Genomic DNA, 19,621 nt, shown 5'->3' with positions numbered 1-19,621 from the left:
ACTGAGTTCCGCACCCTGAGACGAGTTGGAGCACCCATGCCCCAGCACGTGCCATCCCCGCTGCGACGCGCTCATCCCTGGGCGCCGCAGCACCCTCCGGCGCTCCCCCCACAGCCGCGCCGAATCGTTTTCCTTGCCCACCGGGACCTGGACAACCCGGCCGCCGGCGGCTCCGAGCTGCTGGTCGACCGGCTCGCCGAGGGCCTGACCGGACTCGGCCACCAGGTGACCCTCATCTGCGGCGGCCCCGCTGCCTACCGCGACTACAAGGTCGTCTCGGCGGGCGGCGAGTTCGGCCACTACCTGCGGGCCCGGTCCGCCTTCGCCCGTCAGGTCGGCGAGACCGATCTGCTGGTCGAGGTCTGCAACGGCATGCCGTACCTCGCGCCCCTGTGGCACCGCGGCCCCACCCTGTGTCTGGTCAACCACGTCCACTCCGACCTGTGGAAGATGCGGTTCGGCGGACCCCTGACGCCGGCCGCGCGGCTCGGCCGAAGACTGGAGCAGTGGGCGCTGACCGGGGCACAGCACCGCAGCCTGCTGGTCGCCGTCTCCCCCTCCACGGCTCACGCGCTGCGGGCGATCGGAGTCGAGAGGGACCGCATCCGTGTCGTGCACAACGGCGTGGAGGAGCCCGGTCCGCGGGCGGAGCGGTCGGCGGAGCCGCTGTTCGTAGCGGTCGGCAGACTCGTCGAGTACAAACGGATCGATCTGCTGCTCAGACTCTGGGAACGCGTGCGGCCGGTCACCGGCGGCCGCCTGGTGATCGTGGGCGACGGTCCCGAAAGGCAACGGCTGGAGCAACTCGCCGGTCCCGGCGTGGACTTCGCCGGGCATGTCTCGGAGGCCGAGAAGCACCGGCTGCTGTGTGCCGCCTGGCTGCTGCTGCACCCCTCGGCCGTGGAGGGCTGGGGTCTGGTCGTCACGGAGGCCGCGACCCGGCAGACACCGACCGTCGCCTTCGACGTGCCCGGCCTGCGGGACTCCGTCGTCGACGGGGAGACCGGTGTGCTGGCGCACGGGGAGTCGTCGTTCGCGGCCGCCTGGTGCACGCTCGCCCTGTCGTCGGAGCGCCGTGAGGCGATGGGCAAGGCCGCGCGGGACCGGGCGGCCCGCTACCGCTGGCACCGTACGGTCAGACAGTTCCGTGCCGTGGCCGCCGAGGCGGTGAGGAGCTGGACCCCATGACCGGCACCGGTCTCAAGGACCCCTCCATACGCCGGTCGATGACCCTCTTCCGGGCGTTCCTCCACGAGCAGGACGATCCCGAGACCTGCTACGCGCTGCTCGCCCGCGACGCCGTCGACCAGGTCGAGGCCTACGACGGCCCGGTCGCCGGGCGGACGGTCGTGGACGTCGGCGGCGGCAGCGGCTACTTCACCGAGGAGTTCCGCCGCCGCGGCGCCCACGCCCACCTCTTCGAACCCGACGTGCACGAGCTGGGCGAGAAGCCGCCCGAGGGCACGGTGATCGCCGACGGCTATCTGCTGCCCCTGTCCGACGGGGTCGCCGACGTCACCTTCTCCTCCAACGTGCTGGAGCACGTCGCCGATCCGCAGACCTTCCTCAGCGAACTGGTCCGGGTGACCCGGCCCGGCGGGCTGATCTACGTGTCGTTCACCAACTGGCTGTCCCCCTGGGGCGGCCACGAGTGGGCCCCCTGGCACTACTTCGGTGCCGAGCGGGCCCGCGCCCGCTACCGGCGTCGTACCGGAAGACAGGCCAAGCACACCCTCGGCGAGAACCTGTTCGCCGTGCACATCGGCACCACCCTGCGGCAGGTGCGCGCACGGGACGACGTCACGGTCGTCTCGGCCCGCTCCCGCTACTGGCCCTTCCTCGCCGAGACGGTCGTCAAGGCGCCCGGCATCAGGGAGTTGGCCACCTGGAACCTCCTCCTCATCCTCCGGCGGTGTCCACCATGACGACCACGGTCCAGGCCCCTCCTCCGGCAGCCGTCCCCACCACCGCGGCCACCTCGGGCCCGCCGGAGGGCCCGAGGTCGAGGCGCTGGCTGGTCGGGTTCTGGGCCGTGATGTTCGTGCTGTTCCTGGTGGTGCACCCGGGACGGCAGACCTTCGACACCAAGCTGGGCGTGACCACCGACCCCGGCGCGTTCCTCTCCGACCTGGGGCAGCTCTGGCACGACCAGGGCGGCTTCGGCGGGATACAGGACCAGTACGCCGGTTATCTCTGGCCGATGCTGCCGTTCTACTGGCTGGCCCATCTCGTGCACCTGCCGGTGTGGCTGGCCGAGCGGCTGTGGATGTCGCTGATCGTTTCGGTCGCCTTCTGGGGTGCGCTGCGGCTGGCGGAGCGGCTGCGGGTGGGCAGCGGCGGGTCGCGGCTGCTCGCGGGAGTCGCGTACGCGCTGTGGCCGGTGTTCACCATCGTCGTCGGGTCCACGTCGGCCGCCGTGCTGCCCGGCGCGTTCCTGCCCTGGGTGCTGCTGCCGCTGACGAACGAGCGCTACACCGCCCGGGTCGCCGCCCTGCGCTCGGCGCTGGTCGTACCGTTCATGGGCGGCGTCAACGGGGCGTCGACGCTGGCCTCGCTGCTGCCCGTCGGACTGTATCTGCTCTCCCGGCCGCCCGGGCCACGGCAGCGCAAGCTGATCGCCTGGTGGGTGCCGGGGGTCGTCGTGGCGACGGCCTGGTGGTGGATCCCACTGCTGATGCTCGGCGTCTACGGCGAGAACTTCCTTCCCTACGTGGAGACTTCGCAGACCACGACGGCCACCATGTCGGGGACCGAGGCGCTGCGCGGAGCCGGCAACTGGGTGGCCTACCTGCACTTCGGGCAGGCGTGGCTGCCGGCCGGATGGACGGTCGCCGCCTCGGTGGTGGTGATCGTCTGCTCGGCACTGGCGGCCGGCCTGGGGCTCGCCGGACTCGCGAGACGGGACATGCCCGAGCGGCGATGGCTGGTGCTGACCGTGGTGTCGTGCGCCCTGGTACTGCTCGCCGGGTACGGCGGGGCGTTCGGCGCGCCCTTCCACGGGCTCGTGCAGGACTGGCTGAACGGCTGGCTCGTCCCCTTCCGCAACATCTACAAGTTCCAGACGGGGCTCGCGCTGGCGCTGGTGTTCGGGATCGCCCATGTGGTGGGCGTGGCCGCCGAGCCGCGCGGCGCCCGGCCCGTACGGGGGCGGCGGTTCGCGCCGCTGGTCGCGGCGGTGCTGATCCTGCCGGGCCTGCTGTGGCCGTACCTGAACGGCTCGATCCTCAACCCGGGGTCCTTCCAGCAGTTGCCCAAGTACTGGGACACGACGGCGAGTTGGCTGCAGAAGTACTCCCCGGACTCGCGCGCCCTGGTCGTGCCCGCCACCGCGCACGGCATCTACAGCTGGGGCTCCCCCATCGACCAGCCGCTCGACGTGCTGGCCAAGTCCCGCTGGGCGCAACGGGACTACGTACCCTTCGGCACCCCCGGCAACCGGCGCGCGATGGACGCCGTCGAGAACGCCCTCGCCTCCGGCAGTGAGGTGCCGGGTCTGGCCGACTACCTGAGCCGGGCGGGCATCTACTACGTCGTCGTACGCAACGACCTCGACCCCGACCAGATCGGCGCGGTACCGACCACGACCGTGAAGCGGACCCTGCAGCAGTCCGGCTATGTGCGGGTGACGGGCTTCGGGCCGGTCATGACCGGCGGCACGATCGCGCACGACGCCCCGCTGCAGGTGGAGGGCCTGTACCCGCGACAGCGGGCGGTCGAGATCTACGAACCGGGCGGCAAGGACGTGCCTCGCCCGGGGCAGGCCCGGCTGCTGCCCGTCTCCGACACGGCCGTCGTCTCCGGCGGACCCGAGGCCCTGCTGCCGCTCGCCTCCGAACTGCGCGACCGTCCGACCGTGCTGACCGGCGACAACACCCCCGGCCTGGGCAGCCCGGCACTGCGGATCGTCGGCGACGGGCTGCGGCGCGCGGACACCCGGTTCGGGCTGGTCAGCGCCAACACCTCGTACACGTACACGAGTTCGGAGCGCAACGCCCCGGACGCCGTGCAGGACGCCGGGAAGGAGCCGCACCAGATCCTGCCGACCGAGGGCATCGCCCACCAGACGGTCGCCCAGTTGCGCGGCGCCCGCTCGGTGACGGCCTCCTCCAGCGGCAACTGGCTCTTCCATCTGCCCCAGTACGACCCGGTGAACGCCTTCGACGGCAATCCGGGCACCGCGTGGGCCGAGGGCGCGCCCGGTTCCGCGGACGGGCAGTGGCTGCGGATCGGCTTCACGGACTCCTACGACATGCCGTCGTCGTTCAAGGTGACTCCGTTGCCGCAAGCGAGCGTGCGGTCGGCGGCGACGAAGGTGCGGGTGGAGACGGAGCGGGGAAGCCGGACCGGTTTCCTGCGGCCGAACGGCCAGACGCAGAGCGTCAAGGCGCCTGCTGGGGCGACGAGTTGGATGAAGCTGACGATCGTCGACTCGGTCCGGCGCCACTCGGGTCTGACGGGTGCCGGTTTCTCCGAGATCGCCCTGCCGCACGTCCAGGTGACCCGCCTGCTGCGCCTGCCGACCGACGCCGACAACGCCTCCGACGCCGCCGCCACGCAGATCTCCCTGCACCGCGCTCCCGACCCCACCGGCCTGTCCGCGACGGGCACGGAGGCGGGCCTGCACCGCCGGTTCACGACGGCCACGGCGGGAACGTACGAGGTGACGGCGGGCGCGGTGCCGGTGAGCGGCGCGGAGCTCGACAAGCTGCTCTACCGGGTCGCCCCCGACCAGCAGAACCGCATCGTGGCGACCGCGGACTCCACGGCCGCCCTGGGTGCGGGGCTGTCGGCGCGCAACCTCACCGACGGCGACCTGACCACGGCCTGGGTCGCGGGTGACCGGCCGACCATCCATCTGAGCTGGGACGGCAAACAGCCCGTCGGGGAGATCGTGCTGGCCCCGGCGGGCGGGCTGTCCACCCGCGCCACCCAGGTGAACATCAGCTCCCCCGACGGCGCGACGATCGCCGGGGTCGACGAGAACGGCGTGGCCCGCTTCGACCCCATCACCACGGACCGCCTCGACATCACGATCACGCAGACCGCGCCGCTGACCCTGCACAACCCGGTGGCCGACGAGGACCTGCAACTGCCCGTCGGGCTGAGCGAGGCGTACATCCCGGCGCTCGACCAGTACCGCACCCCGCAGCCCGGCCCCTCCCACGCCTTCTCGCTGCCCTGCGGGCAGGGGCCGGAGGTGGCGGTGGACGGGAAGCTGTACGCCACCGGCGTGAAGGGGACCGTGCGGGACCTGGTGGAGCGCCGCCAGGTGCAGGTGACGCTCTGTCAGCAAGGCCGCAAGGACACCGGTCTGGAGCTGACGGCCGGGACCCACCGGGTGGAGGCCGGCGACGCGGGTCCCCTCGTCCTGACGGACGTCACGCTGATGCGCGGCACGGTGAGCGAACCGAGCGCCGAGACACCGCAGTTGACCGTACGGGACTGGCTCGGCGACCGGCGTGAGGTGACCGTCGGCTCGGGCGGCGCCACCTATCTGACGACGTACGAGAACTACAACGACGGCTGGAAGGCCACCCTCGGCGGCAAGGAGCTCACCCCGGTCCGGCTCGACGGCTGGCAGCAGGGCTGGCGGATCCCGGCCGGGGCGGGCGGCACGGTCAAGCTGTCGTACGAGCCCGCGACCACGTACGAGGGCGGCCTGATCGGCGGAGCGGTCGGGCTGGCGGCGCTGATCGGCCTGGCCGTGTGGCGCCGACGCGCACCGAACCCCGACGCGCCGCAGCCGGTGCCGCCGCTGCCGGGGCTGTGGCTGGGCACGGTGGCGCTGACGGTGGTGGCGATCGTGATCGCCGGGTGGTTCGCCCTGCTCGTCCTCGCCCTGGCCCTGTTGGCCTCCCGCCGGCACGCCCTGCTCATGCCGATCGCGTTCGCCGCCCTCGCCGGAGCGGGGATCGCGGCGGCCACGGGGGCCGGGGAACCGGCGGGCGCCGGCCACGGGGCGTTCGGGCACGCCGCCCAACTGCTGGCGCTGATCGGGCTGTTCGCTGGTGTGGTGAGCGTCCGCGAGCCGGACGAGGGACCGGGCCACACGGCGGTCCTGCCCCCGGCGACCGAACCGGCCCTGTGGGCGGCCTCGGAGGCGCCGACCCGCGAGCTGCCGCAGCGGCGGCGAGGGGAGAGGGCCGCCCCGGGCACCGGGGGAACCGGCGCCGACGCGGCTGCCCCACAGACCGCGAGCGATCCGCCCGCGGAGCGGCACGAAGAAGGCGTCTTCGCGGGCGGCCCCTGGGAGGAGCGGCACGGAAGGAGCTTGCCCGCGGAGAGCCCCTGGCGCGAGCAGCACGAGGAAGGCCCGTCCGAGGAAGGCTCCGGGCAGGAGCGGCACGCCGAAGGCCGCTCCGAGGGAGGCCCCCGGCAGGAGCGGCACGAGGAAGGCCCGTCCGAGGGAGGCTACGGGCAGGAGCGGCCCGCCGAGGGCACCTCCGAGGCAAGCCCCCGGCAGGAACAGCACGCCGAAGGCCGCTCCGAGGCAAGCCCCCGGCAGGAACAGCACGCCGAAGGCCGCTCCGAGGCAAGCCCCCGGCAGGAACAGCACGCCGAAGGCACCTCCGACGCAAGCCCCCGGCAGGACGCCGGGCCCGTTGTGTCCGCTCGTGGGCCCGGGGGTGCGGAGCCCGGGGCGCCGACCGGACGGATTCCGTTCCGCAAGCCCCGGCTGCGGGCCACCGAGCCCGAGCCGCCGCAGCCGCCGGCGCCGGCGCCGGACGACGACACGGGGAGGGGCTGAGTCCTGTGACCGCACTCGAGCATCCCGCACGCGCCGACGGCCCGCCCGGGCCGCCCACCCGGATCCCGTTCCCCGTGGTGGACGAGGTGGCCCGGCACTGTCTCCAGGAGGCGGAGCCGGAGACCGTGCACATCGAGGTGCACCTGCCCGGCCGGCTGGACCGGGACCGGCTGCGCGCGGCCTTCGCGCAGGCCCTGCGCCGGCATCCCCGCATCCTGATGCGCGAGGCGCCCGGCGGCTGGTACCGGCGGCGCTACGAGTGGGAGCTGACGGCGGAGCCGGACGTGGAGGTGGTGACGTTCCCCCCGGCGGGCCGGTGCGCGCTGCGGGACGCGCGGACCCGCGCCCTGACGAAGGCTCCGCCGTTGTCGGCGTCGCCGCCGATCAGGCTGGAGGTGGTGGAGGGCGCCGGGGACGTCGAGGGAAGCGAGGCGACGGACGCGGTCGGGGTGCCGGCTCCGCACGGCGACGCCGAGCAGCGGCGGTCCGACGGCACCGTCCTCTTCCTGACCATCAACCACACCGCGCTGGACGGCCCCGCCTGCCTGCGCGTCCTGGCCACGGCCGCCGAGCTCTACGGCGGCCGGGACAACTCCCCGGCGGCACCGCCCGTACGCGGCGCGGAGGCCTCCCACGCCCCGGAGGCGACCCCCTCCAACTGGTCCCGGCCGGCCCGGGTCGCCGCCGGCACCCCCGAACCCTCCCCGGGCAACGGCCTGCTCGTCACCGAACTGCCCCTCCCCCACCGCCCCAAGGGCTCCCCCTACACCGTCAACGACCAGCTGATGGTCACCACCGCCCTCACCCTCACGCACTGGAACAGGGAACACGGCGCCCGCCCCCGCCCGCTGCGCATCACGATGCCTGTCGACGACCGCCCCCGGGACGCCGGCATGCCCATCGGCAACGGCACCCGGCTCGTCGAAGTGCCCTTCACACCCGAGGAGTTGGCCGCGCACAGGCCCGCCGACATGCCCGCGCTCCTGCACCGCACGGCCACCCGCACCCGCGCCCTGAAGTCCCTCCCGCGCCCCCAGCTCGGCCACGGAGCCGCCCTCCTGACCGCCCCGGTCACGCCGGTCGCCTGGCGCGCGGCCCTCACCCGCGGCCTGCGCAGGGCGGCCGCGCCGTGGACGTCGACGACACTGCTCAGCAACATCGGCCGCGTCCCCTACCCGCTGGACTTCGGCGAGGAGGCCGGCCGCGCGCACGCCGTGTGGTTCTCGGCGCCCGCCCGCATGCCCCGCGGCCTCACCGTCACCACCGCCTCCACCGCCGGCCGCCTCCATCTGGCCCTGCGCTGGTCCCGGACCCTGCTCAGCCACGGCGACGGCGCCCATCTGCGGGACCTGTTCGAGCACTACCTGCACACGACGGAGGTGAGCGGCCCATGACCACGACGGTGCCGCACCCGCGCCCCAAGGACCTGCGCGACTTCTACGAGGACCCGTCCGTCCCCGTGGCCTCCGGCGCCCCCCGCAGCCTTCGCCAGGCCCGCATGCTGGCCGCCGCGCTGGGCACCGCCCGCGAGCAGACCGTCCTCGACGTCGGCTGCGGCGACGGATCGGCCGCCGCGACCGCCGCACCGCTGCTGCCCGGCCACCGCATCGTCGGCGTCGACTGGTCCCAGGACGCCCTCAAACGTGCCCGCACCCGCCTGCCGTACCCGGTCCGCGGCGAACTCGGTGGCGGGGGGCTGCCGTTCAGGTCCGCCTCCGTGGACGCCGTGCTGTTCAGCGAGGTGATCGAGCACCTCGTCGACCCGGACGCGGCCCTCGACGAGATCCGCCGCGTGCTGCGCCCGGGAGGTCATCTGATGCTCTCCACACCCAACCTGGCCGCCTGGTACAACCGCGGACTGCTGCTGGCCGGTGTGCAGCCGGTGTTCTCCGAGGTCAGCCTGCGGGGCATCCACGGCCGGCCGGGGTCGGAGGTCGTCGGGCACCTGCGCCTCTACACGGCCCGCGCGCTGCGGGAGTTCGTCGCCGCGTCCGGTTTCGAGGTCGTACGACTGGCGGGCGCCCCCTTCCACGGCGTGCCTCGTCCGTTGCGCCCCCTCGACCGGCTGGCCTGCTCCAGACCCTCCCTCGCCTCGATCCTTCTCCTGCACGCACGGAAGACCTAGGGGGCGTACCCATGTGGTGGGGAGTGGCCGCGGCCCTGTTGGCGAACACCCTGTACAGCCTCGGTTTCGTCCTGGAGAAACGGGCGCTGACCGCGCTCCCCGAGGTGACGATCCGTCAACCCGCGCGGCTGCTCCGGCTGGTGCTGGGCAGTCCGCTGTGGATCGCCGGATCCGTCGCCCTGGCCTCCGGGTTCGGCGCCCAGCTGGTCGTCTACCGCACCCTGCCGATCGCCGCCGCCCAGGGCATCTTCGTGTCCGGCCTGGTGCTGCTCGTCCTGCTGTCGGCCCGGCTGCTGGGCGAGGAGACCACCGGGCGGGAGCGGTACGCGCTCGGCGCGATCCTCGCCGCGCTGCTGATGGTCGTCCTGTCCCTGAAGGAGGCCGGCGCCCACGCGGACACCGTCGGCCGCGGCGCCCCCTACCAGCTGATCCTGCTGGTGTGCGTGCCGTCGCTGGCGGCCGGCGTGTGGCTGTACGGAGCCGCCGAGCGCCGCTCCCGGCACCGGCACCGGGCGCCGACCACGGGCGTGGAGTACGGCGTGGCGGTGGGCCTGCTGTACGGCGTCAGCTCGCTGGCGATCAAGGGCGTGTCGAGTTACCTGAGCACGAGCGGCCTCGGCCATGCGGTGGCCGGCGTGCTGAAGTCGCCGTACCCGTATCTGCTGCTGTTCACCGGCGCGTTCGGCCTCGTCATGTCGCAGGCCGCGCTGCAGCGTTGCCGGGCCTCGCTGATCGTCCCGGTGTGCACGACGGTGACCTCCCTGTACACGGCGGTGATCGGCACGCTCTCGTTCGGCGAGGCGCTGCCGCACGACCCGCTGCGGCTCGCGCTGCGCCTCGCGGGCACCGTACTCGCCGTCTCCGTACTGCTGACCATGCCCAAGCACGATCCCGCGCCACAGGAACCCCCCATCGGTGCCAAGGAGTTGACGCCCCCATGAACCCCGACGACCCGCTGCTGCGGATTCTGGCGTGCCCGCTGGACAAGGGCCCGCTGCACCTCGTCAAGCCGGACGGGCCCGAGGCACCCGAGGCCCTGTACAACCCCCGTCTGCACCGCCGTTACCCCGTCGTCGACGGCATCCCCCAGCTGCTGCCGTCGTCCGGGGAGCAGGTCTCGGACGAGGAACACGAGGTCATCCTGAAACGGGTGGCCCGGTGAGCACGGCGTCCGGGCGCCCGTCCCGCACCCTGGCGGCCCGCCTGGCGCCGCTGCTGCCCACCCGTCTGGTCGCAGCCACCGCCCGGGCGGTCTATCCGCGGTTCGAGCCCGAGCTGGCCCGGCTGGCGGAGCTGTGTCCGGCGGGCTGCGGCACGGCCGTGGACGTCGGCGGCTGGTACGGCCCCTGGACGCGTCGGCTGGCCCGGCGGGCGCGCCGGGTGGTGACCGTCGAACCGGTCCCCCATCTGGCCCGGCTCCTCACGGCCGCCGCCCCCTCGAACGTCCGTGTCGTCGAGGCGGCCGCCGCGGACCGCCCGGGCACCGCCCGCCTGTGGCTGCCCCCGGACGACGCCGGCGACCGGGGCGTGTCCTCCCTGGTCCGCCGGGACATCCACGGTCACGCGCTGGACGTCCGGTGCGTCACCCTCGACGAACTGGGCCTGCGCGACGTCGGCTTCATCAAGGTCGACGTGGACGGCAGCGAGCTTGCCGTGCTGCGCGGCGCCACGGGCCTGCTGGTCCGCGACCGGCCCGCGCTCTTCGTCGAGCTGGAGTCCCGCATCCAGCCCGTCGCCCCGGTGGTCACCTACCTCTCGCTGCTGGGCTACGACGGCTGGGTACTGCCCGGCGGCGACTGGGTGCCGCTCGCGAAGTTCCCGCTGGAGGAGCACCAGGCGGCCGCCGCGCACGTGGTGGCGCAGGGACTGCTGCCGCGCGTCCTGCCGTTCCGCAGCCGCCCCCGCTACGTCAACTCGGTGCTCTTCCTGCCCGACGGCCGCCGCCCGGGCGATGTCGGTGCCGTGCGCGACGATGGGAGACATGCCGTCCGCCAAGCGCCCCGCTGATCCCTTCACGCCGCTCGACTTCCAGCTGGTCCTGCTGCGCCGCATGGCCGACCACAACCCCGGTCTGGTGGAGGAGGCCCGGCGTGAGCTGGGCGTGTCCATCGCCGGGATGCGGGAGGCCAACAAGCGCTGGCAGGCGATGCTGCACTCCCCGCGCGGGCGTGCGGCCGCCTCCCGGTACCGCTCGATCCTGGGCGAGCCCGAGTCGACGGCCGCCCGCAGGATCGGCGATCTGGACTGCGAGGCCTGGCTGTGGCCGCTTCCCCTCTGGCCCGACCTGCGCTTCGAGGTCCTGCTCGCCCCGAACGGCGCGGTCTGGAACGAGTGGCTGGTCCGGGCCCCGGGTGCCGCGGGCCCGTCCCTGAGGACCGTGGACGATCTCACGCCCTGGTCCTGCACGGTCGACGAGGCGGCCCGCGCCTTCGCCCCGGCCCGCCCGTTGGAGGGCACGGCGCCGACCCGCTGGGGGCTGGCGTTCACGGCGCCGGACGGGCAGGGCGTGCGGCGGCGGGTGGCGGCGGAGTTCACGTGGGGGCTGCTGCAGCGGGTCGCCGTCGCCGACTGAGCCCCGAGTGCGGCGCCGGCCCTTCAGCCCGCGGCCGCCGCCAGGATCGCGTCCCGCACCGCCGCCACCGACCCGGGGTGCAGGAACAGGAAGAGGTTCGGCTCGACCAGCTCCAGCTCCATCACCACCGGCTCCCCGTCCTCCCCGTCGACGAGGTCCACGCGCGCGTAGAGCAGCCCGGCCGCGTCCGGTACGGCGGCCAGGGCGCGTTCGGCGACGGCGAGTTCAGCCGGTGTGGGCCGCCACGGCTCCAGGTCCGGGTGGGCGACCTTGTCGGCGTCGTAGGCGGTGCCGGGGGCGAGGACGGCCCGCTTGCGGCTGGCGTGCAGCAGGCGGCCGCCGAAGAACTGCAGGGCCCGCTCGCCGCCGGTGTCGATGGCGCGCATGTACGGCTGCACCATCGCGGTGAATCCCTCCTCGTGCATGCGCGCGAGATGCCGTACGGCCGTCTCCCGCTCCTCGGGCAGGTAGCGGGCGGCGTAGCGGGCGCCCGCGCCGGAAGTGGGCTTGACGACGTACTCGTGGCCGTCGGGGAGGTCGGGGGCGGCGCCGGGTGCGAGGTACCGGGTCGGTACGACGGGCACCCCGGCCGCCGCGAGGTCGCCGAGGTAGCGCTTGTCGGTGTTCCAGGCCACGATGTCCGCCGGGTTGGCGAGCCGGGTGAGCGTGCCGCACTTGTGGGCCCAGGCGGTGAACTCGGCCGCCCGCCAGCTGTAGTCCCAGGTGGAGCGGATGACGGCGAGGTCGTAGGCGGCCCAGTCCGTCCCGGTGTCGTCCCAGGCCACGACGTCCGCCCGCGCACCGGCCGCGCGCAGCGCGTCGCGCAGGACGGGCAGGTCGCGGTCGCGGTGGGGCTGGGGACCGGGGTCGTAGGTGACGAGGGCGACGCGGGGCACGGGCGGAACTCCGTTCGACGACGGACACGGGACCGTCGCAGGCTAACCGCACGGCCCCAGGCCCCGGCAACCCGCTTGACCTTCCCCTTCGGGCAAGCCCCAGCATCGGGGCGAGAGAACGGAAGAGGTGCACGTGGACGGGGAGATGCGGATGCTGACCATCGGCGCCTTCGCCAGGGCGAGCCGACTGTCGCCCAAGGCCCTGCGGCTCTACGACGAGCTGGACCTGCTGCGCCCCGCCCGCGTCGACCCGGACACCGGCTACCGCTACTACGCCCCCGGCCAGCTGGAACGGGCGCGGCTGGTGGCCTGGCTACGGCGGCTCGGCATGCCGCTCGCCCGCATCCGCGAGGTGTGCGCGCTGCCGCCGACGGCCGCCGCGGCCGCGATCCGCGCCCACTGGGCGGGCGTCGAGGCGGAGACGGCGCTGCGGCGGGACCTCGCCGCGTTCCTCGTGGACCACCTGTCGACACCGTCCCGGAAGGACACCCCGATGCTGGAACTGCGCTACTTCGCCCACTCCGACCGTGGCCTCGTCCGCCCCGCCAACCAGGACACCGCCTATGCGGGCGCCCGGCTCCTCGCGGTCGCCGACGGCTTCGGGCCCGCGGGCGGCCCGGCCAGCGGCGCCGCGGTGGAGGCCCTGCGCTTCCTGGACGCCGACGAGCTGCCGGCGGGCGACGTCCTGAACGTCCTCCAGGAGGCGGTCCGGGGTGCGACGGAGGCGGTCCGTGACGTGGCCGACGACACCGAGCACAACGGCACGACCCTGACGGCGCTGCTGCTGACGGGCTCCCGTCTCGCCCTGGTCCACGTCGGGGACAGCCGCGCCTACGTGCTGCGCGACGGCGGGCTGTTCCGCATCACCCACGACCACACCGTGGTCCAGTCGATGATCGACGAGGGCCGGCTGACGCCGGAGGAGGCCACGTCCCATCCACAGCGCACGCTCCTGCTCAAAGCGCTGGGCACCGACGCCCCCGACCTCGCCCTGCGGGACGCCGCCGCCGGCGACCGCTACCTCCTGTGCTCCGACGGGCTGCCGGGGGTCGTCCCCGACGCCCTCATCCGCACCGTGCTGTCCGACGCCCAGGCCCCCGACGAGGCGGCCCGGACGCTGATCGCCGAGGCGAACGCGCGGGGTGGGCCCGACAACGTCAGCTGTGTGGTCGCCGACGTCGTGGAGGCCGTGGTCTGAGGGCGGTCCGTGGGTGGGGGTGTGTTTGCGTGGCGCCGGTGCAGGGACGATGGTGTCGTCGTCCCCTGCAGCAAGGAGATCGCCGCGTGTCCTCTCTGTTCCCAGCCCTGAGCGATGAGTCGAGCGAGCGGGTCGCCCTGCGCTTCGGCGAGCGGTCCCTGACGTACGGGGGGCTCGCGGCGGCGGCCGGTGCCCTCGGGGAGCGGATCCGCGGGGCGGACCGGGTCGCCGTGTGGGCGACCCCGGCGCTGGAGACGGCCGTCGCCGTGGTCGCCGCCCTGGAGGCCGGGGTGGCCGCCGTGCCGCTGAACCCGAAGTCGGGCGAGAAGGAACTGGAGCACATCCTGTCCGACAGTGCGCCCGCGCTGGTGCTGGCGGCTCCGGGCGACCGGCCGCCCTCCCCGGTGAGCGACCTGCGGCGCGTCGACGTGGAGGTGACCGGCGCCGGGGCCCCCGCCTCCCCCGTCACCGTCGAGGATCCCGCCCCCGCCTCCTCCGTCACCGGCGAGGACCCCGCGCTTGTCGTCTACACCTCCGGCACGACCGGGCCGCCCAAGGGGGCGGTCATCCCCCGCCGGGCGATCGCCACCACCCTGGACGCGCTCGCCGACGCCTGGCGGTGGACCGGCGACGACGTCCTCGTGCACGGGCTGCCGCTGTTCCACGTGCACGGCCTGGTGCTGGGCATCCTCGGCCCGCTGCGGCGCGGCGGCTCGGTCCGGCACCTGGGCAGGTTCTCCACCGAGGGCGTCACCCGCGAGCTCGGGGCCGGCGCGACCATGCTGTTCGGCGTCCCGACGATGTACCACCGGATCGCCCAGGCCCTGCCGGAGGAGCCGGAGCTGGCCGGGGCGCTGGGCCGGGCCCGGCTGCTGGTGTCCGGTTCCGCCGCGCTCCCCGTGCACGACCACGAGCGCATCACCGCCGCCACCGGGCAACGGGTGATCGAGCGGTACGGCATGACGGAGACCCTGATGAACACCAGCGTGCGCGCGGACGGGGAGCCGCGCGCGGGAACCGTCGGCGTGCCGCTGCCCGGCGTGGAGCTGCGGCTGGTGGAGGAGGATGGGACGCCCGTCGCCTCGTACGACGGCGAGACCGTGGGCGAGATCCAGGTGCGCGGCCCGAACCTGTTCACCGGCTACCTCAACCGGCCCGACGCGACCGCGGCCGCCTTCACCGCGGACGGCTGGTTCCGCACCGGCGACATGGCGGTACGCGAGAGCGACGGCTATGTGCGCATCGTCGGGCGCAAGGCCACCGACCTGATCAAGAGCGGGGGTTACAAGATCGGGGCCGGTGAGATCGAGAACGCGCTGCTGGAGCATCCGGGGGTGCGGGAGGCGGCGGTCACCGGGGAGCCGGACGCGGACCTGGGCGAGCGGATCGTGGCGTGGGTGGTGCCGGAAGACGCCGAGAACCCGCCCGATTCCGCGGAGTTGGCCGACCATGTGGCCACCCGTCTCGCCCCGCACAAACGGCCGCGCGTGGTGCACCACCTCGACGCTCTGCCCCGCAACGACATGGGGAAGATCATGAAGCGGGCCCTGAACCGTGACTGAACGCCTCACGGCCCGCGAGATCCTCGCCCTGGTCGCGGACGACGCCGGCTTCACCGAACTCCCGCACCCGACAAGCGATCCCGCACCCGACGGGCCTCTCGCCTGGCAGGGCTACGACGCCTCGCGGGCCCGCGCGGCCGAGCGGACCGGCGAGCGGGAGTCCGTGGTCGTCGGCACCGCGCACGTCACGGGCACGCCGGCGGTCCTGATCGCCTTCGAGTTCGGCTTCCTCGGCGGCTCGCTGGGCGAACGCACCGGCGACCGGCTTCAGGCGGCCCACGAGTACGCCCGCGCCCACCGCCTCCCCGTCGTCCCGCTCATCGCCACCGGCGGCAGCCGGATGCAGGAGGGCATGGTCGCCCTCACCCAACTCCAGCGCGTGGCCCGCCAGTCGGCCCTCACCCGCGAGGCGGGCCTGCCCCAGATCGCCGTCCTGCGCGATCCGACGACCGGCGGCGGCTGGGCGACCCTGGGCGCGGGCGCCGACGTGGTCCTCGCCCTGCCGGGCGCCCAGGTCGGCTTCGCGGGCTCCCGGGTGCGCCCGGCGGACGCCGATCCGACGGCGTACACGGCCGAGGCGCAGGTGGCGTGCGGCGCGGCGGACGCGGTGGTACCGGCCACGGAACTCCGGCAGGCGCTCGGGCGGTGGCTGCGGCTGCTGACGGGCGGGGCGGACCCCGCCGCCTCTCCCCGCCCGGCCCCCGTGCCCTTCGCGCTGGGCGCCCAGGATCTTCCGGACAGCGGATGGGAGGCCGTGCGGCGGGCCCGTTCACCCAAGCGGCCCCGCGCCCGCGCCTACCTCGACGCCTACTTCGGCCACCGCGTCGCGATCAGCGGTGACCGGTGTGGCGGTGCCGACCCCGACGGGATGCTCTGCGGTTTCGGCGAGCATCAGGGCCGTGCCGTCGCCTACGCGGCCCAGACCGGCACCGCCACCAAGCCCTCCGGCTACCGCACCGCCGCCCGGCTGATCCGTCTCGCGGACCGGCTCGGCATCCCGGTACTGACGCTGGTGGACACCCCGGGTGCGGCCAACGACGCGGAAGCGGAGCGGCAGGGGGCCGGCGCGGCGATCGCGGAGCTGTTCGGCGCGGTGGCCGGCGCCCGAACTCCCGTCACCACGCTGGTGATCGGCGAGGGCGGCTCCGGCGGCGCCCTCGCGCTCGCCGCGCCCGGCGACACCTGGGCCACGCCCGACGCCTACTTCTCGGTCATCGCGCCGGAGGCGGCCGCCGCCATCCTCAAACGCCCGGACGGCCAGGCCGAGGCGACCGCGGACCAACTCCGCATCCGCCCGCAGGACTTGGTGGAGCTGGGGGTGATCCGCGGCATCGCCGGGCCGCCTGGCACCTGCTCGCCGGTCACACGGAAACGACACAAGGGAAACCACGACAGCACCGGCCACCGTCCGTAACATGGGCGGTTGCCTTGAGTCACCAGCACGGGGGAGTTGCCGCGCCATGGACGCGTTAGTGGAGTTCAAGACCGAGGACGGCGCGCTGATCGTCGTCGAGGGCGTCGACGAGGACGCCGGCGCCCGGATGGTCTCGCGCGGTGACGGACCGGCCCAGGCGGCCCGCACGTTCGAGAACGCGCTGGGCGGGGTCCGGGCCGCCGCCGAGTCGGCGCTCCGGGTGTTCCGGGACGGGACGCTGCGGCCGGACTCGGTGGAGCTGGAGTTCGGGGTGAAGCTGAGCGCGGAGGCCGGGGCGGTCATCGCGAAGGGGGCGGCCGAGGGCCATCTGCTGGTGAAACTGAGCTGGTCGCCCAGGCCGGCGGACGCGGACCGGGAGGCAGCCGACCGGTCATGAGCGGTTTCGCCTGGCACGCCCGGATCGTCTGCGGGAACGAGATCGGCGCCGGATTCCTCGTCTCCGCACGCCATGTCCTCACCTGCGCCCATGTCGTCCGCGCGGCCGACGCCGGCACGGTGACCGTGTCCTTTCCCGGCGGCCGCGGTCTGGGCCAGGTCTCCGCCGGCGTGGCCGTGCACGGCGGCTGGGCGGGCGGCGCCGCCGACCCCGGCGACCTCGCCGTACTCGAACTCGACCGTGAAGTCCCGCTCGAACCGGCCGAGTTCGCCCCGCCCGGCGCGGAACTCGCGGGCGAGCACGCGCCGACGCTCGTCGCGTACGGCTTTCCCAAGGGGTACGACGAGGGCATGCTCGCCCGCTATCACGCCGTGCCCGGCGCCCTGGTGTCGGACGAGTGGCGTCAGTTGGAGGCCGCCACCGCGCACGGGCAGGCCCTGGCGCCCGGGTTCAGCGGCGCGGCCGTGCATCTCGCGGACGGCAGGGTGGTCGGCATGGTGACCACCATCGCCGGTTCGCGGGACGGCCGGGTCGGCCGCATGCTGCCCACGCAGGTCATGGCCCGCTACTGGCCCGGCCTCGGTGCCCTCGTCCCCACGCCCGGCCATGGGCGGGACGCGGTGCGCCGCCTGTACGCGCTGGTGCGAAGGGCGGTGGCGGAGGGCGTCGAGTGCGATCCCGTCCGGCTGGTCAACCACGCCGTGGGGCCCTTCGGGCAGCCGCCGCCCGAGGACGCCGTCGCCTCCCTGGAGGCCGCCGCCGGGTACGTGCAGTGGGAGGTCCCGGGCGCCGAGGCGGTGACCCGCTTCGCCGACCGGCTCCAGGAGCTGCTGGACGGCACGCCCGCACGGTCCGCCGCCGGCCCGGCCTGGTCCCCGATCGTCGTCGAGATGGAGCGCAGCGGCGCCGGCGCCGACCTGGTCACCGTCGAGGTCTCCGCCTACCACGACGGGCAGCGCCGAAGGGTCGGCTCCCGGCGGCTGCGGCGCTCCGCCGTCCGCGGCTGGGTGCAGAGCTGTATCGACGAGGCGTTCTCGCAACTCGCGCTGGACGCACAGGAGTTGATTACGTTCGTACTGCCGCGTGAATGGCTGAACGAGCCGGTGGCGCGCTGGGAGTGCGGCGCCGACGACTCCACCCCGCTGGGCTGCGCCTATCCGCTGGTCGTCGTGGACCGCTCCCGGTACCGCAGCGGCCGGCTGCGCCGGGAGCTGGCCAAACGGTGGCAGAAGCTGGACACCTCGCCGGGGGCCCGGCTGCATCGCGTCGACTGCGGCGCCCCGGAGCGGCCGCAGAGCCTGCGCAAACGGCTGCGGGACGACGACGCCGACCTGGCGGGCTACGCCTTCCCGCCGGACGCCGCGCAACCGCACTTCGAGGCCGGCCTCAACTCGCCGGTGGCGGTGCTGCTGTGGCCGCGCGCCGGCTGCGCCGGCTCCCGGCACGACGGCCCGTGCTCCGGTACGGCGTTCCTGGACCAGCTCGCCGACCGGCTCGCCGGCGTCCCGCCCGCCGAACTGCCCGACCAGGTACGGGCGTTGCGCGAGACCGCGGACGCGGACGACGACCCCGACGGGCACTGGGCGAGCGGTCTGCAGCTCCTGTGGGACGATCCGCGCTGCTTCCCCGAGCCCGCCGCGTTCCTCCACTCGCCCGTCGCCTGAGCGGCCCGCCCGCCCCACCTCTCCTCGAGAAAGCGAACCTTCCATGGCCCTGTGGCCCGTCTACACCGGCAGCGACACGCCGCACGACGGCATCACCCGGCTGCCCCCGCCACCGCCCTGGCGCGCCTTCGACGGCGGGCCCGTGCTCGGCGCACCGGGCGAGGACGACACGGCGGCCGCCTCCCCCGACCGTGTGCACCGCGCCGAGACCTACCGGGCCACCCCGCAGACCGTCCAGCTCGTCAACGCCGCCCTGTACCTGCGCCGCCCGCTGCTGGTCACCGGGCCCCCCGGCACCGGCAAGTCCTCGCTCGTCTACGCGGTCGCCCGCGAGCTGCGCCTGGGCCCCGTACTGCGCTGGAACATCACCAGCCGCAGCACCCTGCACGACGGCCTCTACCAGTACGACCCGCTGTCCCGGCTGTACGCCGCCCGGCACGCGCAGGCCACCGAGGCGGGCATCGAGGACCACCTCCGGCTCGGCCCCCTGGGCACCGCCCTGCTCCCCTACGCCCGACCGCGCGCCCTGCTCATCGACGAGATCGACAAGAGCGACCTCGACCTGCCGAACGACCTGCTCAACGTGCTGGAAGAGGGCCAGTACGAGATTCCCGAACTGGTCCGCGGCGCCCGCCGTACGCCGACGGCGGAGGTGATGATCGACGGCACCGACGAACGCGTCCCGGTGGAGCGCGGCCGGGTCCGCTGCCGGGCCTTCCCGTTCGTGGTGCTCACCAGCAACGGCGAGCGCGAGTTCCCGCCCGCCTTCCTGCGCCGCTGCGTCACCCTGCGGCTGCGCCAGCCCGACGACGGCCAGCTCACCGCGATCGTGCGCGCCCACTTCGACGGTGAGCCCGACACCTACGCGCAGACCCTGATCGACCGGTTCCTGTCCCGGGTCGGCGGCGGCGACCTGGCCACCGACCAGCTGCTCAACGCCATCTACCTGGCCCGCTCCTCCGACCTCGGTCCCCAGGGCCTGGACGAGCTGGCCGAGCAGCTGATGCCGTACCTGGGCGACGCCCCGCACACGGACGCCTTCTGA

At 74.3% G+C, this 19,621-nt stretch carries 16 protein-coding genes; 15 read left to right on the top strand and 1 reads right to left on the bottom strand.

The genetic code is table 11. The features are described from left to right. The first annotated feature begins 36 nt into the window (after window positions 1-36). Genes ACQF4J_RS30760 through ACQF4J_RS30720 form a run of 9 tightly spaced genes read left to right on the top strand, consistent with a single transcriptional unit; the run spans window position 37 to window position 11,445 of the window. Complete coding sequence (locus ACQF4J_RS30760; RefSeq protein WP_351572269.1) at window positions 37-1,188, top strand: glycosyltransferase family 4 protein; 1,152 nt, start codon at window positions 37-39, stop codon at window positions 1,186-1,188. Continuing rightward, a complete protein-coding gene (locus tag ACQF4J_RS30755) occupies window positions 1,185-1,925 on the top strand; it encodes a class I SAM-dependent methyltransferase (protein WP_351572266.1) in 741 nt (246 codons plus the stop codon). Before ACQF4J_RS30760 ends, ACQF4J_RS30755 begins: the two co-directional genes overlap by 4 nt. Further along, complete coding sequence (locus tag ACQF4J_RS30750; RefSeq protein WP_427168646.1) at window positions 1,922-6,748, top strand: alpha-(1->3)-arabinofuranosyltransferase domain-containing protein; 4,827 nt, start codon at window positions 1,922-1,924, stop codon at window positions 6,746-6,748. Before ACQF4J_RS30755 ends, ACQF4J_RS30750 begins: the two co-directional genes overlap by 4 nt. Window positions 6,749-6,753: 5 nt before the next feature. Then, window positions 6,754-8,142, top strand: coding sequence for a condensation protein (locus tag ACQF4J_RS30745; RefSeq protein WP_351572263.1), 1,389 nt, complete (start codon window positions 6,754-6,756; stop codon window positions 8,140-8,142). Then, complete coding sequence (locus ACQF4J_RS30740; protein WP_351572260.1) at window positions 8,139-8,873, top strand: class I SAM-dependent methyltransferase; 735 nt, start codon at window positions 8,139-8,141, stop codon at window positions 8,871-8,873. Before ACQF4J_RS30745 ends, ACQF4J_RS30740 begins: the two co-directional genes overlap by 4 nt. Window positions 8,874-8,896: 23 nt before the next feature. Further along, entirely contained in the window at window positions 8,897-9,814 is a 918-nt protein-coding gene (locus ACQF4J_RS30735; RefSeq protein ID WP_351572339.1) for a hypothetical protein, read from the top strand. Beyond that, complete coding sequence (locus ACQF4J_RS30730; protein WP_351572257.1) at window positions 9,811-10,035, top strand: Trm112 family protein; 225 nt, start codon at window positions 9,811-9,813, stop codon at window positions 10,033-10,035. Before ACQF4J_RS30735 ends, ACQF4J_RS30730 begins: the two co-directional genes overlap by 4 nt. Further along, complete coding sequence (locus ACQF4J_RS30725; protein ID WP_351572254.1) at window positions 10,032-10,880, top strand: FkbM family methyltransferase; 849 nt, start codon at window positions 10,032-10,034, stop codon at window positions 10,878-10,880. The genes ACQF4J_RS30730 and ACQF4J_RS30725 overlap by 4 nt, the downstream gene beginning before the upstream one ends. After that, window positions 10,855-11,445 (top strand): hypothetical protein, encoded by a 591-nt coding sequence (locus ACQF4J_RS30720; protein ID WP_351572251.1) that lies wholly within the window; start codon window positions 10,855-10,857, stop codon window positions 11,443-11,445. The genes ACQF4J_RS30725 and ACQF4J_RS30720 overlap by 26 nt, the downstream gene beginning before the upstream one ends. 23 nt (window positions 11,446-11,468) lie before the next feature. Here the strand turns inward: ACQF4J_RS30720 and ACQF4J_RS30715 are convergent, their stop codons facing one another. Continuing rightward, window positions 11,469-12,341: an ATP-grasp domain-containing protein gene (locus ACQF4J_RS30715; protein WP_427167274.1), complete on the bottom strand. Its 873-nt coding sequence runs from the start codon at window positions 12,339-12,341 to the stop codon at window positions 11,469-11,471. A 145-nt stretch (window positions 12,342-12,486) separates the two neighbouring features. On the opposite strand from ACQF4J_RS30715, the gene ACQF4J_RS30710 reads away from it, so the two are divergent. The 6 genes from ACQF4J_RS30710 to ACQF4J_RS30685 all read left to right on the top strand — a co-directional run bounded on the left by ACQF4J_RS30710 (window position 12,487) and on the right by ACQF4J_RS30685 (window position 19,621). Further along, window positions 12,487-13,539, top strand: a complete 1,053-nt coding sequence (locus tag ACQF4J_RS30710; RefSeq protein ID WP_351805454.1) for a MerR family transcriptional regulator — start codon at window positions 12,487-12,489, stop codon at window positions 13,537-13,539. Window positions 13,540-13,625: 86 nt separating this feature from the next. Then, window positions 13,626-15,101: an acyl-CoA synthetase gene (locus ACQF4J_RS30705; RefSeq protein ID WP_427167273.1), complete on the top strand. Its 1,476-nt coding sequence runs from the start codon at window positions 13,626-13,628 to the stop codon at window positions 15,099-15,101. Next, a complete protein-coding gene (locus tag ACQF4J_RS30700) occupies window positions 15,094-16,515 on the top strand; it encodes a carboxyl transferase domain-containing protein (RefSeq protein WP_427167272.1) in 1,422 nt (473 codons plus the stop codon). The genes ACQF4J_RS30705 and ACQF4J_RS30700 overlap by 8 nt, the downstream gene beginning before the upstream one ends. A gap of 46 nt (window positions 16,516-16,561) precedes the next feature. Continuing rightward, on the top strand, window positions 16,562-16,912 hold the full coding sequence (locus tag ACQF4J_RS30695) for a CU044_2847 family protein (RefSeq protein WP_351572239.1): 351 nt from the start codon (window positions 16,562-16,564) through the stop codon (window positions 16,910-16,912). Further along, entirely contained in the window at window positions 16,909-18,576 is a 1,668-nt protein-coding gene (locus tag ACQF4J_RS30690; protein WP_427167271.1) for a trypsin-like peptidase domain-containing protein, read from the top strand. Before ACQF4J_RS30695 ends, ACQF4J_RS30690 begins: the two co-directional genes overlap by 4 nt. 43 nt (window positions 18,577-18,619) lie before the next feature. Then, a complete protein-coding gene (locus ACQF4J_RS30685) occupies window positions 18,620-19,621 on the top strand; it encodes an AAA family ATPase (RefSeq protein WP_427167269.1) in 1,002 nt (333 codons plus the stop codon).

This window comes from Streptomyces sp. C1-1 (genome assembly GCF_050214755.1).
In the GTDB taxonomy this organism is placed as follows: domain Bacteria; phylum Actinomycetota; class Actinomycetes; order Streptomycetales; family Streptomycetaceae; genus Streptomyces.
The sequence above is the reverse complement of the archived record's forward strand: the minus strand, read 5'-3'. Positions and strand labels throughout refer to the sequence as shown.